This is a genomic window from Microbacterium sp. F51-2R (assembly GCF_052180235.1).
Classification (GTDB): Bacteria; Actinomycetota; Actinomycetes; order Actinomycetales; family Microbacteriaceae; genus Microbacterium.
In genome coordinates this window covers 1,123,947-1,138,191 of the sequence record NZ_CP197470.1, presented here as the reverse complement: position 1 = coordinate 1,138,191, position 14,245 = coordinate 1,123,947, and the positions used below count along the sequence as shown (strand labels likewise).

Below are 14,245 nucleotides of genomic sequence, written 5' to 3'. Positions count from 1 at the left end.
GAGTCGGGTGTGCCTCCCGCCCTGCTCCGTGCGTCTCTCGCACGCCGGGTGTACCTGACTCAGGACGGCAGCCCCGCCGGCGGCCAGATCAACGGCGTGTCGGCCGGATTCGCCGCTCTCATCCTGAGTTGGTACGCGCGGGCGGCCCCGAACGCTGCCCGGTGGATGTCGGAGGGCGGAGATAAGTTCGATACCACCATTGAGCGGATAGAACAGATGTTCTATTCTGTGGAGGTGAGGGCGATCGTGCGGAACGAAGCGCTCCGGCAGGAGCAGGGCGGCGAGGTGCTGCGTCTCAAAGCGCAGCTCGAACGGGTGCAGGGCCGTCGGCTCGACGCGCCTATGCTGCCGACGCATCCCGCGTTCGCGCCGCTGCTCCCGGGCGGAGGGTTGCGCCCGGGAGCGGCGTACTCCCTCGGCTCATCCGCCTCGCTGCTGCTCGCCCTCATGGCGCGGCCGTCGCAAGACGGGTCCTGGTGCGCCGTCGTCGGCATGCCCGAGCTCGGGGCAGAAGCGGCGGAGTCGCTCGGGGTCGACCTCGCGCGGCTCGTGTTCGTGCCCGACCCCGGGCCGCGCTGGCTCGCCGTCACGGCGACGATCGCCGAGGTCGCCCCTGTCGTCGCGGTGCGCCCGCCGACGCGGGTCGCCGACGGTCAGGTCGCGCGCCTGGCCGCACGCCTGCGCGATCGCGGAACCGTCCTGCTCGTGCAGGGCGCCTGGCCCCAGGCCGAGGCCACCCTCGACGTCGGCGATCCGCAATGGTCGGGCGTCGGCCGCGGGCACGGCTACCTCGCGGGCCGAGAGGTCACGGTGACGGCGGCGAGCAGGCGGTGGCCACGGGCCAGGAGAGAACGGATGCTGCTTCCCGGCGCCGACGGCCACGTCGCCCTCGTCGCGCCCGCACATGAAAACGCGGCTCCCATCGCGCCGGTCACTCCGATGCGCGAGGTCGCTCCCGCACGCGAGGTCTCTCCGGTGCGCGAGGCCGCGTCGGTACGCGGAGCCGTGCCCGTGCGCGAGACCGTGCCCGTGCGCGCGGTGCCCGCCGTCACGGCGCAGGAGCGCGGGCACGACGAGCCGCGCCGTCTCGAAGCCGAGCCGCGCCGGCTTCAGGTCGAGGAGCGCCGCGAGCACGACGAGCCGCGCCGTCTCGAAGCCGAGCCGCGCCGGCTTCAGGTCGAGGAGCGCCGCGAGCACGACGAGCCGCGCCGGCTTCAGACCGAGGAGCGCCGCGAGCAGCGCGAACACGACGAGCTGCGCCGGCTCGAAGCCGAGGAGAGCGAGGAGCGCGAGGAGCGCCGCCAGGAGCGCCTGCGCATCGCGATGCGCGTGCTCGAGGCGGTGGGCTGACGTGCCTCGCCGACCCATCGAAGCCCCCGCCGGGGAGGCGATCCGCAGCATCGTGCTGTGGTTCCCCGACTGGCCGGTGACGGCCCTCGCCCGCGAAGGCGCCGTCGACCCGGCCGCGGCGGTCGCGGTGTTCGAGCGCAACGAAGTGGTCGCGTGCTCGGCGGCGGCCCGGGCCGAAGGTGTCCGGCGCGGGCAGCGGCGGCGCGACGCGCAGGCGCGGTGTCCGCGACTCGAGGTCATCCCCGCCGACGCGATGCGCGACCATCGGGTGTTCTCGCCACTCGTCGCCCGCATCGAGGAGCGCGCCCCCGGCGTGCAGATCGTGCGCGCGGGCCTGTGCGTGCTCAAGGCGCGCGGACCCGCGCGCTACTACGGCGGCGAGCTCGAGGCCGCGATCGTGCTGCTCGAGTCGCTGGCAGACCTCGGCATCGAGACGGCGCGGGCGGGCGTCGCCGACGGGCCGTTCACGGCCGAGCAGGCGGCCCGTGCCGGCACGAGCGCCGAGGCTCCCGTGTGCGTCGTGCCGCCGGACAGGGCCGCCGACTTCCTCGCGCGCCTCCCGATCGGCCTGCTCGACGACGTCTCGCTCGGCGGCGGGCCGGAGTTCACGGGGCTCCTCGCGCGGCTCGGGGTGCAGACGCTCGGGGACTTCGCCGCGCTCGAGGCAGACCGGGTGCGCGAGCGGTTCAGCGAACGAGGCATCCGTCTGCACGCCCTCGCGAGTGGCCGCGACCCGCGCCTCGTCGATCCGCGCACCCCTCCGCCCGAGCTGCATCGCGAGGTCGCGTTCGAGCCGCCGCTCGAGATCGCCGACCAGGTCGCCTTCGGCATGCGGGTCGCCGCCGACGAGTTCATCGCCAAGCTCGGCGCCGTCGATCTCGTCTGCACCGAGCTGCGTGTCGAGCTCAGGGGCGACCGGGGCGAGCACAGCGAGCGCGTGTGGCTGCATCCCGGCTCGTTCGACGCGGCGGCGGTCGTCGACCGCGTGCGCTGGCAGCTGGGGGAGGAGGCGTCGGGCATGCGCAGCGGCATCTCGCTCGTGCGGATCTCGCCCGAGGCGGTGGACGCGGCATCCCATCACGCCCCCGCCATCTTCGGAGCCGGGCCCGAAGAGCGCGTGCACCACACCTTCTCGCGCGTGCAGGCCATGCTCGGGCACCGCGGGGTTCTCACGCCCGTCATCGGCGGAGGGCGCTGGCTCGCCGAGCGGCAGGTGCTCGTGCCGTGGGGCGATCGCGTCGTGCTCACGAAGGAGCGGTCGCGGCCGTGGCCCGGGAGCCTGCCCGATCCGCTGCCCGCGTCGGTGTTCGCCGAGCCGCTCGTCGTCGACGTGCTCTCCTCGATGGGCGGCCCCGTCGCGGTCGACGACCGCGGCAGGGTGCTGGCGCATCCCGCGGCCCTGATCGAGGGCGGGCGGCGCCGGGCGATCGAGCAGTGGGCGGGGCCGTGGCCCGTCAGTGAGCGGGGGTGGGATGCCGCGCGCGCGCGTCGTGCGCACAGGTTCCAGGTCGTCGATGCCGACGGCGTCGCGTGGCTGCTCGTGTGCGAAGCGGGCGGCTGGACGGCGGAGGCCCGCTATGACTGAGCACACGAAAGACGGATGCCGAGGCATCCGTGCCGGCGATGACCGAGGCCTCCGCGGGGCTCGAAGCCCGGACCGCAGCCGTGAGCACGCCGAAGCCCACGGGGGAGGGGGCGGCTGATGGGATTCAACAACCCTTCCGTCCCGTGGTCCGAGATGGAGCGCCTGCTCAGCGATCGACGTCGGCCCCGTGGCGTCCCCTCCGGCGCCGACGGCGGCGACAGTCCCGCCTGGTCGCACAAGCGCGGGGCCTACGTCGCGCCTGAGATCGAGCGACCCGCCGACGTCGTGCCGTACGCCGAGCTGCACGCGCATTCGACCTACTCGTTCCTCGACGGGGCCTCCTCGCCCGAGGAGCTGGCCGAAGAGGCCGAGCGCCTCGGCCTCCACGCCCTCGCGATCACCGACCACGACGGCTTCTACGGCATCGTCCGCTTCGCCGAGGCCGCCGAGTCGCTGCAGGTCAAGACGGTGTTCGGCGCCGAGCTGTCTCTCGGCCTGCCCAAGCCTCAGAACGGCGAACCCGATCCGTCGGGCACGCACCTGCTCGTCCTCGCCCGGGGCGAGGAGGGCTACCACCGCCTCGCCGCGGCCCTCACGCACGCGCAGCTGCAGGGCGCCGAGAAGGGGAGGCCCGTCTACGACCTCGACGAGCTGTCGATGCAGGCGGCCGACCAGTGGGCCGTGCTCACGGGGTGCCGCAAGGGCGCCGTGCGGCAGGCGCTCGCCACCGACGGCGCGGCGGGGGCAGCGCGCGAGCTCGACCGGCTCGTCGCGCTGTTCGGGAGGGAGGCCGTGCACGTCGAACTCATCGACCATGGCAATCCGCTCGACTCGCGCGAGAACGACCTCCTCGCGGCGCTCGCCGCCGACCGTGGCCTTCCCCTCCTCGCGACGAACAACGTGCACTACGCCGCCCCCGAGCGCCAGCATCTGGCCGCCGCCGTGGCGGCCGTCCGTGCCAACCGAGGGCTCGACGAGCTCGACGGGTGGCTCCCCGCGCACGCCGGCGCGCACCTGCGGTCGGGCGCCGAGATGGCCGAGCGGTTCGCGCGCTATCCCGGAGCCGTCGCGCGCACCGTGACCCTCGCCGACGACCTCGCCTTCCCGCTGCGCCGGGCCAAGCCCGCCCTCCCCAAGCAGAAGGTGCCCGAGGGTCACACCTCGATGACGTGGCTGCGGCACCTCGTCTGGGAGGCCGTGCCCCGCAAGTACCCCGACCTCACGCCCGAGCAGGCCAAGCGCATCGACAAAGAGCTCGGCGTCATCGAGATGAAGGACTTCCCGGGCTACTTCCTGATCGTCTACGACATCGTGCAAGAGGCGCGGCGCCGAGGCATCCTGTGCCAAGGGCGCGGCTCCGCTGCCAACAGTGCCGTCTGCTATCTGCTCGACATCACGGCGGTCGACTCGATCGCCTACGACCTGCCGTTCGAGCGCTTCCTCTCGTCGCTGCGCGATGAGGAGCCCGATATCGACGTCGACTTCGATTCCGATCGGCGCGAAGAGATCATCCAGTGGGTCTACGCGCAGTACGGGCGCGAGCGGGCGGCGCAGGTCGCCAACGTCATCCAGTACCGCCCCAAGAACGCCGTGCGAGACATGGCGAAGGCGCTCGGGCATTCGCCCGGTCAGCAGGATGCCTGGTCCAAACAGGTCGAGCGCTGGGGCGCGATGCTCGAGACCGGCGCCGATCACGACATCCCCGATCAGGTCATCGAATACGCGACCGAGCTGCTGAAGGCGCCGCGGCATCTCGGCATCCACTCCGGGGGGATGGTGCTGACCGATCGGCCGGTCGGCGAGGTCGTGCCCATCGAGCACGCGCGCATGGAGAATCGCACGGTCATCCAGTGGGACAAGGATGACGCGGCCTGGATGGGCCTCGTCAAGTTCGACCTGCTGGGGCTCGGCATGCTCGCCGCGCTGCAGTACTGCTTCGACATGATCCGCGACTCGACGGGGGAGGAGTGGGAGCTTGCGACGATCCCCAAAGAGGAGAAGGCGGTCTACGACATGCTGTGCCGCGCCGATTCGATCGGGGTCTTCCAGGTCGAGTCGCGGGCGCAGATGGGACTCCTGCCGCGGCTGCAGCCGCGCCGGTTCTACGACCTCGTCGTGCAGATCGCGCTCATCCGGCCCGGCCCCATCCAGGGCGGTGCAGTGCACCCGTTCGTGCGGCGCAAGCTCGGGCGCGAGCCCGTGACGTATGCCCACCCCAACCTCGTGCCCGTGCTCGAGCGCACGCTCGGCATCCCGGTGTTCCAGGAGCAGCTCATGCAGATGGCGGTCGCCGTCGGCGGGGTGAGCGGCGAAGACGCCGATCTGCTGCGGCGCGCGATGGGGTCCAAGCGCGGGGTGGAGCGCATCGATTCGCTGCGCACGAAGCTCTACGAGGGGATGGCGCGCAACGGCCTCGTCGGTCAGGTCGCCGACGACATCTACGCCAAGATCCAGGCCTTCGCGAACTTCGGCTTCGCCGAGTCGCACTCGCTGTCGTTCGGGCTGCTCGTCTACGCGAGCTCGTGGATCAAGCTGCACTACCCGGGCGCCCTCCTCGCGGGGCTGCTGCGCGCTCAGCCCATGGGCTTCTACTCGCCCGCGACCCTCACCGCCGATGCGCGGCGCCACGGCGTCGACGTGCGGCGCCCCGATCTGCTGCGCTCGCGGGCCGAGGCGACCCTCGAACCCCTCGCCGAGGGCTCCGGCCGCGGGGCGGCGGGCCCGGGGTCGGCAAGCCACGCACCGACGGGCCCCGCGCCGAGCGCCCCCGGCCCGACAACCCCCGAGCACCCCCACCTCGCCCCGACGGGCCTCGATGCCTGCCGCGACCGTCATCAGCCGCCCGTCGGCGACTTTGATCCTTCCGCCCCCGACGAGTACGCGGCGCACCGCCGCGACGGCGCCTTCGCCGTGCGGCTGGGCCTCGCCGCGGTCAAGGGCATCGGCTCGGCCGTCGCCGAGCGCATCGTCGCCGAGCGCGAGAGCGGCGGCGACTACCGCGACCTCCGCGACCTCGTGCGCCGCACCGGGGTCACGGCCGCCCAGATCGAGTCGCTCGCGACGGCGGGGGCCTTCGACTGCCTCGGCCTCACGCGGCGCGAGGCGATCTGGCTCGCCGGGTCCGCCGCCGAAGACCGGGCCGAGTACCTTCCCGACTCGCTCGTCGCCGTGCAGCCGCCGCTCTTCGCCGACCCCACGAGCTACGAGAGGCTCGCCGCCGACCTCTGGGCGACGGGGGTGTCGACCGACGACCACCCGATGACGCATTACCGGTCGGGGCTCGATGCCCGGGGAGTGCTCACCTCGAGCGAGCTGCGCTCGCACGAGTCGGGGCGACGCGTCGAGGTCGCGGGGCTCGTGACCCACCGGCAGCGGCCGGCCACGGCATCCGGAGTCACCTTCATCAACCTCGAAGACGAGCACGGACTCGTCAACATCATCTGCTCCGTCGGGGTGTGGAACCGCTACCGCCGCGTCGTGCGCGACTCGCCCGCGCTCATCGTGCGGGGGATGCTGGAGCGCTCGCCCGAGGGGGTGACGAACCTCCTCGCCGACAGGTTCGAAGACCTGCGCGTCGGGGTGCAGCACCAGTCCCGGGACTTCCGGTGACAGGCGGCACGGCCTCAGGGAGTGGCATCACACAGCGCCGCGCAACGGCCGACCAGTCCGAGGCCACGCCGGCCCCGGGCATCCTGCGCATCAAACCGCATACCCCACGCGATCAGCGGGTTTACGATGAGCCGAGACTGACGACGCCGGAGTCGCCGAGCCATCCAGCCACCTTCGGGAGATCACATGTCGGACGTCGCCGCCTCGCGCACCGCTGCCGCCCCGCGCACCGATCCGGTCATGACGCACCGGATGATCCTGTTCGTCATCTTCGGGCTCATGGCGGGCATGTTCCTCTCGGCGCTCGACCAGACGATCGTCGGCACCGCCATCCGCACCATCGGCGACGACCTGCACGGCCTCAGTCAACAGGCGTGGGTCACGACGGCGTACCTCATCACGTCGACGATCTCGACGCCGATCTACGGCAAGCTCTCCGACATCTTCGGGCGGCGGCCGCTGTTCATCTTCGCGATCGTCGTCTTCATCATCGGCTCGATCCTCGCGTCGTTCTCGACCTCGATGCTCGAGCTCGCGGCCTTCCGTGCCGTGCAGGGCCTCGGCGCCGGCGGCCTCATGTCGATGCCCCTCGCGATCATGGGCGACATCCTCGCGCCGCGCGAGCGCGCGAAGTATCAGGGCTACTTCCTCGCGGTGTTCGGCATCTCGAGCCTCCTCGGGCCGCTCATCGGCGGTCTCTTCGCGGGCGCCGACGAGATCCTCGGCATCGCGGGGTGGCGCTGGGTCTTCCTCATCAACGTGCCGATCGGCCTGGTCGCGCTCGGCATCGTGCTGCGGTTCCTGCACATTCCGAAGCATCCGCGCCATTCCGTGCGCATCGACTGGTTCGGCGCGGCGTTCGTGATCATGGCGCTCGTGCCGCTCCTCCTCGTCGCCGAGCAGGGCCGCACGTGGGGCTGGGGCTCGCCCATCTCGATCCTCTGCTACGTGATCGGCGTCGTCGGCATCATCGCGTTCCTCATCACCGAGGTCGTGATGAAAGACGACGCGCTCATCCCGCTCAAGCTCTTCCGCTCGCCGACGTTCTCGATGGCGACCGTCATCGGTGTCTTCGTCGGCTTCGGCATGTTCGGCGCGATGCTCACGATCCCGCTCTATCTGCAGCTCGTGCTCGGGTCGACGCCGACCGAGAGCGGCCTGCAGATGCTCCCGATGATCCTCGGGCTCATGATCGCCTCGATCGGCAGCGGCCAGATCATCGCGCGCACCGGGCGCTACCGCATGTTCCCGATCCTCGGCACCGCCCTCATGACGGTGGCGTTCTGGTGGCTCACGCACCTGCAGTACGACGGGTCGTACTGGTTCATGGCCGGCGCCATGCTCCTGCTCGGACTCGGCCTCGGGCAGCTCATGCAGACCCTCACGATCGCGAGCCAGAACTCCGTGGGCCTGCGCGACATGGGCGTCGCCACGAGCGCGTCGACGTTCTTCCGCCAGATCGGCGGAACCCTCGGCACCGCCGTGCTCCTCTCGCTCATGTTCGCCGTCATGCCCGCGAACATCCAGACGTCGTTCGCCGACGAGGCGACGCTCACCTCGGCCCTCGACGCGGCGCTCGACCCCGCCGTCGCGAACGACTCCTCGAACGCCGCGATCATGTCGCAGATCTACACGCCGATCGTGGGCAAGCTGACCGATGCGACGACGGCTCAGATTCAGGCGGGACTGACGAAGGCGACGGATGCCGCGACCCAGGCCGTCGCCGATCAGGTCGCCGCCGGCACCGTCCCGCCCGAGGCGCAGGAGGCCGTGACCGCCCAGGCCGTGACGCAGGCCCAGAAGGAGGCGACGGCGAAGATCCAGGAGAAGATCCCCGTCGCCCGCGTCGCCGACGACGGCACGGTCACCCTCGACTTCTCCAACTCCGGCGAGAGGGCCGCGTTCGTGGCATCCGTCGTTCCGGCCCTGCAAGACACCTTCGCGGGTGGCAAGAGCGACGCGGCGAACAACGAATCGGCGATCGACGACACGTCGTTCCTGCTCGGCGCCGACCCGCGGCTCAGCAAGCCGATGCTCGTGGCCTTCAACGCCTCGGCCGTGACAGTGTACTGGGTGGCGATGTGGGTCGTGCTCGTCGCGTTCGTGCTGTCGCTGTTCTTCCGCACGCCGCCGCTGCGCGCCAAGTCGGCGCTGCAGGAGGCCGCCGACGATCGGGCCCAGCTCGAGGCGCAGCGCGCTGCCAACGAGATGGGCGCCCTCATCGAGCCGGGCACATCGCGCACGGAGGAGCTCGCCGTGGTCGGGGCGGGCGGTGTGCCGCAGACGCGGCGCGAGGCCCGCGAGGCGCGAGAGGCGGCCGAGCGTGCAGACGGAGGTTCGGATTCGGCGTAGGTGACGGATGCCGCCGCCCGTCGTCTGAGACAGACTCGGAGGTGTGAGAGCCGCTGTCTATGACGCGTACGGACCGCCGTCCCAGGTGCGGATCGCCCAGATCCCGGTGCCCACGCCGAGGCCGGGTCAGGTACTCATCGAGGTCGTCGCGACGTCGGTCAACCTGAGCGACTGGGAGGGGCTGCACGGCAGCCCCGCGTACGCCCGCCTCGGCGGGCTCTTCACGCCGCGGCGGCACGTGCTCGGATCCGACATCGCCGGCCGCGTCGTCGCCGTGGCGCCCGACGTCTCGGCGTTCCGCGTCGGCGACGAGGTCTACGGCGACAACCTGCAGCTCATGGGCGGCTTCGCCGAGTATGCCGTCGCCCCCGCCTCCGCGCTCGCGCTCAAGCCGCCGGAGCTCACCTTCGTCGAGGCATCGACGATTCCGCAGTCCGGCGCGATCGCGCTGCAGGCAGTCGCTCGAGCGCGGCCGGGGGAGCGGATGCTGCTGAACGGCGCCGGCGGCGGTGCCGGGTCATTCGCGATCCAGCTCGCGAAGGCGGCCGGCCTGCACGTGACCGCCGTCGACAACGCCTCGAAGCTGGACTTTCTGCGCGAGCTCGACGCCGACGAGGTCATCGACTATCGCATGCAGGACTTCACCCGCACCGGCCCGTATGAGCTTGTGATCGACCTCGTCGCGCACCGATCGGTGTTCGCGCTCCGTCGCGCGCTGGCGCGCGGTGGGCGGTACTTCATGGTGGGCGGCACGGTGCGCACGATGCTGCGCCTGCTGACAATCGGGCAGGTTCTCGGGGCGCTGACCGGGACCCGGTTGGGGATCCTGTTCGTGCGAGAGGGGCCTTCGCACTTCGGCCCGCTCACCGAGCGGATCGTCGCGGGGGAGGTGCAGGTGCGGATCGACCGCGTCTTTCGGCTCGAGGAGATCCGCGAGGCCCTCACGCACCACGGCGAGGGCCGGGCGCTGGGTAAGGTCGTCGTGCAGGTGCGCGAGGAGTAGCTCGTCTGGCGGGAGCGTGCGGGTGCGCCGCCTAGACTGGATGCCGTCAGCCTCTGTAGCTCAATGGAAGAGCAGCTCCGTCCTAAGGAGAGGGTTGGGGGTTCGAGTCCCTCCAGGGGCACAGTTGTCTTCGCTTCTGATCAGGGTTTCCTTTGGAGGTCAGACCACGCAGAACGGGCTCTTGCCCGCATTCCAGTCGCGGCTGGCTGTTTTCGGACATTGCTCGACGTCGGTGCACGCTCGAAAGCCCGCGTAATTCCGCGAGGGCCGCGATCGTCTCCAGTGATCGGGTCGTGTCCGGTGAGCCGGCGTTCGCATCGCAATGGCGGCGGATGCTCGTCGTTGCTCCGACGCGAATGGCGGCATCGCTGGCGTCTCGCGAGGTCGGGGCCGCGACATCCAGTATTCATGCTCTTCTCCTGGACCACGGCTACCGATGGGCCACCGACAAGGCCGGCGCGAAGGTGTGGACGAGGCTCGAGTGGGAGAAGTCGATCCCAGCACGGGCATCGTATACGGCGGACCAACCAGTACCGGTTGCGTTCTCGCGATCGGATCCTCGTCGACGAAGCCGGCATGGTCGACTTGCAGACGGCGAACGTCCTCACCGAGCTCGCGATCGAGCAGGGTGTCAGGCTGGCGCTCGTGGGTGACACCCATCAGGCGTCGCCGGTCGGACCTGCGGGCGCGATGGGTTCGGCGATCCGACACGCGAACGCGGCGCGTGAGCGGATGATCGACGCGTATCCGACTCTTGGATGCCGTTCGAGCCGCACCGCTTCCTACGACAGTGTGATCTCGATGAGGTGTGGCTTGTAGACCGTCGAGTCGATGAAGGTCATGTAAATGACCCTGCCCCCCTCGCGAGCGAACTCCGGATGCTCCTTGCCGGCGTTGAAGAGGGCCTCGTCGGAGGTCCGCTCCGGGCGGTACACCACCTCGGGGTCGCTCCACGGCCCGGTCAACTCGGGCGCCGTGCGGATCACGAGCATGTTGTCACGCCGAAATGTCGTCAGCGAGATGAAGCAGCCGAGGTGCGCGTTCCACGACGACGACATCTCGTTGGGGACGTCGGAGAACAGGCAGGCGGTCGGGGTGAATGTGCTCGACCACCGCACCGGTGTGTCGGGCTCAGCCGGCGTCGGCGCCTGCACCAGATACTCGTAGGCAGTCAGGTCTTCGATCTGATCGGTCGGCACCCGCGCCAGGTACATGTCACCGGCCGATTTCGACTCCGGCTGGATGGACCCCCACAGGTACAGGTGGTCGCCGAGCGGCTGCACCCACACCCCGAAGCCGGGCTGGTCGCCCTTCCACCACTCGTACGTGCCGTCGGGTGCGGTGAGTCGCTTGAACCGGTAGTCGTCATCGTCGTCGGCGCGTGCGATCCCCATGCCGTCGAGGGTGAAGGTCTCGAAGACGTCGAGCGTGGGGTCCATCGTGATGCGGTGGTAGTAGAGGTAGAGACTGCCGTTGGTGTGGACGCCGTGGATCGCCCACAGTCGCTGCGTGGACTTATGCTCCGGCGGGACGAAGCCGATCAGCTGGCGCGCTCGGGTGCCGCTCGGCTCGCTCACGTAGCGGAAGGTCTTCACACCGTCCGAGATGTCGTGCAGCGGCACGATCGCTCCCGTATTCGACAGCACCTCGCTCAGCTCGAAGCCGCGGATCGTGTCGAAGGGCCCCTCCACGGTGTCTCCGAAGATCCAGAACGTCTCGCCCCCGGGAAGCACCACCGACGTGACGGCGTCCTGCCCGGTGATGTCGAGATCGTTGTCGCCGAACTGCACACCGAGATCGCGGACCGAAGCCACGAGAGGACTGGGTCGTGGGTTCATCGAGAAACCTTCCTGGGGGTGGATCGCGCGGGCGATGAGAAGGCGGATGCCGCCGGTCGATCGACCGGCGGCATCCGCCCGCCTTCAAAGATCACCGGCAGTTGCTGCCGTTGTTGACCTTCGTGTCGACGTTCACGTACCGCGGGCGATAGTTGTCGACCTCGGTGTAGAGGTCGTTGGTGTCGAAGCTGTTCACGTTGTACGTGATGAGCAGGGTGTGGCCGTTGCCGAGCTCCGGGTGGGCTTTGGCGTTGTAGGTGAAGACGTTCCCGCCCGTCTCGGGGGTCGAGTAGAGCACCGTCTTGCCGGTCCACGGACCCTCGAGGCTGTCGCTGCGGTACATGACGATCTTCGAGCTCAGGATCTCGGTGGAATCGCCGGTGACGAGGGTGTACCGGCCTTGGAACCTGCTCACGCTGAACTCGTTCGACACTCCTTCGAGGATCCGCTCGGTGGCCGCCGGATCGGTCGACCAGCCGGCATCGCCGAGGTACTCCCAGGTGCCGTTCGCAAGGTCGCCGCCTGCGACCCTGGCGAGGTGCGCGAACTTCTGCGCGCCGAGGTCCTCCACTCCGTAGATGTAGGTGTACCCCTGGTCTTCGTAGATCGCCGAGCCCCAGTTGATGCCGTCGGTGGCGACGGGGGAGACCGCGAGGAGTTCGAGCGACGAGGCGTCGAACGTCGCGACGGCGTTGCCCTTGAACGCGAAGTCGAAGATGCCGGAGCCGGTCTTGATGAACTCGACGAGCATCACCTGCAGCTCGTCGCCGTGAACGGTGGCGTCGCCGAACCAGTACCAGTCCTCGGCCTCATTGCCGCCGGCGACCTTGACGAGCGACTCCGGGGCCTGCGGCGTGCCGCCGGTGACCGTCGTGATCGCGCCGTCGTCGTCGATGTTGATGGAATTGTGGATGAACGGCGAGTCGAGCGGACGCCCGTGGGTCTCGTTCACCTCACCGAGGAACGTGTCGGAGTAGATCCATGCGATCCGGCCGTCGGGCAGCTCGACGCTGTATGCCGAGTCCGCGCCCGTCCATCTGCCGGCGGTGTCGCCGTAGTCGCCGAAGCGGTCGGTCAGCTCGGCATCGACGGCCGCGGAGACCTCGACGCACGACTTCGCAGCGCCGAGAGAGGGTGGCGCTGCCGTTGCGGACAGCGGCACGGATGACGCGACAAGAGCGAGTGCTCCGACGGCCGAGGTGAGAGCGATCCGTGCGGATCGGGCTCGAGTTCGCTGAGGCATGCTGGTTGTGCTCCTCCCCGGCTCCATCGCCGGTCACGGAACGAGTGCGATCGGCATCCGTTCTTGTTAACGTTATCAGGATGGGGAGCGTAGCAGCGGTCTCGACCGTTGCCAACCCCCGCTCGGGAGTTCTATTCGGCAACTCGCGCCCGCCGCGGTATACCGTGAGTTCGCCGCCGATGCGAGAGGAAACCTATGGCCGGTGTCAGCCATCCCGGCAAGCAGCCGACCGTGAAAGAGGTCGCCCAGCACGCCGGGGTCAGCCCGATGACGGTGTCGCGCACCCTCGCCGGGGGCGCCAACGTGCGGCCCGACCTTCAGGAGCGTGTGCTCGCGGCGGTGGTCGAACTCGGCTACCACCGCAACGAGAACGCACGGAGCCTGCGCCCCGGCCAGGCGAGCGGCCTCATCGGCGTCGCCATCACGAACCTCGGCAACCCCTACTACGGCAATTTCGCGCTGGGTGTCGAAGAGGCCGTGGCCGAGACCGGGCGACGCATCGTGCTCGGCAACACCGGCGGTGACGCCGCACGCGAGCGCCAGCTCGTCGCGGATTTCATGGGGCGGCAAGTGGAGGGCCTTGTGCTCGTGCCGTCCGGCGGGCCCTCGGATCACCTCCGCCCGGAGCGTCTGGTCGATGTGCCACTCGTCCTCGCGTCCCGCCGGATCTACGGCCTGGACGTGGACGTCGTGCTGCTCGACGACGTGGGAGGCGCCTACAGCGGTACGCGTGCGCTGCTGGATGCCGGGCACACCCGTATCGGCTATCTCGGCAACGTCAGCTCCGCGTTCACCGGCGGCCGCCGCTTCGAGGGGTACATGCGGGCGCTGGGGGAGCGCGGCATCGACGTCGACGCCGATCTGGTGTTCCGCGAGCACCAGGACGGCGGCTCGGCGAGCGATGCGACGCGACGTCTGCTCGATCTCGAGCGGCCACCGACAGCGATCTTCAGCGCGAACAACCGCAACAGCGTCGGAGCGCTGCACGAGATCGCCCGCCGCCTGCGCCTGGGTGTGCGTGCAGCGGATCTGCCGGCGCTGGTGAGCTTCGACGACTTCGAACTCGCCGAGCTCATGCCCGTGCCGGTCACCGTCGTCGACCATGATCCTCGCGAACTGGGCCGCGAGGCGGCCCGGCTGCTGCTCTCACGGCTGGGGACCGGCGACCGCAGCCAGGTGCCGCCGCGCGTCGTGGAGATGCCGGTGCGGCTGGCGCCGCCTCCGTCGGGCTGACATCGACCGCGCACTTGCGCCATCGGCACCTC

The 14,245-nt window shown here is 70.2% G+C and carries 9 protein-coding genes and 1 tRNA gene; 8 read left to right on the top strand and 2 right to left on the bottom strand.

Going from position 1 to position 14,245, the window contains the following annotated elements:
• The first annotated feature begins 9 nt into the window (after positions 1-9).
• The 7 genes from ACSBPH_RS05110 (at position 10) to ACSBPH_RS05080 (ending at position 10,718) form a co-directional block, all read left to right on the top strand.
• Entirely contained in the window at positions 10-1,350 is a 1,341-nt protein-coding gene (locus ACSBPH_RS05110) for a hypothetical protein (protein WP_442576519.1), read from the top strand.
• A gap of 1 nt (position 1,351) precedes the next feature.
• Positions 1,352-2,935, top strand: coding sequence for a DNA polymerase Y family protein (locus ACSBPH_RS05105; protein WP_442576518.1), 1,584 nt, complete (start codon positions 1,352-1,354; stop codon positions 2,933-2,935).
• 117 nt (positions 2,936-3,052) lie between these two features.
• Entirely contained in the window at positions 3,053-6,544 is a 3,492-nt protein-coding gene (locus ACSBPH_RS05100) for an error-prone DNA polymerase (RefSeq protein WP_442576517.1), read from the top strand.
• Between the two features lie 186 nt (positions 6,545-6,730).
• Positions 6,731-8,896, top strand: a complete 2,166-nt coding sequence (locus ACSBPH_RS05095) for an MDR family MFS transporter (protein ID WP_442576516.1) — start codon at positions 6,731-6,733, stop codon at positions 8,894-8,896.
• Between the two features lie 43 nt (positions 8,897-8,939).
• Positions 8,940-9,899 carry an NAD(P)-dependent alcohol dehydrogenase gene (locus tag ACSBPH_RS05090; protein WP_442576515.1) on the top strand — a complete coding sequence of 320 codons (960 nt, stop codon included), beginning with the start codon at positions 8,940-8,942 and terminating at the stop codon, positions 9,897-9,899.
• Between the two features lie 49 nt (positions 9,900-9,948).
• Positions 9,949-10,020: transfer RNA gene (locus tag ACSBPH_RS05085), tRNA-Arg, on the top strand.
• Between the two features lie 287 nt (positions 10,021-10,307).
• Positions 10,308-10,718 carry an AAA family ATPase gene (locus ACSBPH_RS05080; RefSeq protein WP_442576514.1) on the top strand — a complete coding sequence of 137 codons (411 nt, stop codon included), beginning with the start codon at positions 10,308-10,310 and terminating at the stop codon, positions 10,716-10,718.
• Here the strand turns inward: ACSBPH_RS05080 and ACSBPH_RS05075 are convergent.
• On the bottom strand, positions 10,682-11,737 hold the full coding sequence (locus ACSBPH_RS05075) for a DUF4185 domain-containing protein (protein WP_442576513.1): 1,056 nt from the start codon (positions 11,735-11,737) through the stop codon (positions 10,682-10,684). The two genes, ACSBPH_RS05080 and ACSBPH_RS05075, sit on opposite strands and share 37 nt — an antisense overlap.
• 91 nt (positions 11,738-11,828) lie before the next feature.
• The gene (locus tag ACSBPH_RS05070) at positions 11,829-12,899 is read right to left on the bottom strand and encodes a DUF4185 domain-containing protein (RefSeq protein ID WP_442576512.1); all 1,071 of its coding nucleotides are present in this window, start codon (positions 12,897-12,899) and stop codon (positions 11,829-11,831) included.
• 276 nt (positions 12,900-13,175) lie between these two features.
• Here ACSBPH_RS05070 and ACSBPH_RS05065 point away from each other — a divergent pair, with 276 nt between their 5' ends.
• The gene (locus ACSBPH_RS05065) at positions 13,176-14,213 is read left to right on the top strand and encodes a LacI family DNA-binding transcriptional regulator (RefSeq protein WP_442576511.1); all 1,038 of its coding nucleotides are present in this window, start codon (positions 13,176-13,178) and stop codon (positions 14,211-14,213) included.
• Positions 14,214-14,245: the final 32 nt, after the last annotated feature.

Bases quoted from the DNA above. Each gene is read 5' to 3' on its own strand.
- ACSBPH_RS05065 (WP_442576511.1), top strand. From the start codon at position 13,176: ATGGCCGGTGTCAGCCATCCCGGCAAGCAGCCGACCGTGAAAGAGGTC.
- ACSBPH_RS05095 (WP_442576516.1), top strand. From the start codon at position 6,731: ATGTCGGACGTCGCCGCCTCGCGCACCGCTGCCGCCCCGCGCACCGAT.
- ACSBPH_RS05075 (WP_442576513.1), bottom strand. From the start codon at position 11,737: ATGAACCCACGACCCAGTCCTCTCGTGGCTTCGGTCCGCGATCTCGGT.
- ACSBPH_RS05080 (WP_442576514.1), top strand. From the start codon at position 10,308: ATGCTCTTCTCCTGGACCACGGCTACCGATGGGCCACCGACAAGGCCG.
- ACSBPH_RS05100 (WP_442576517.1), top strand. From the start codon at position 3,053: ATGGGATTCAACAACCCTTCCGTCCCGTGGTCCGAGATGGAGCGCCTG.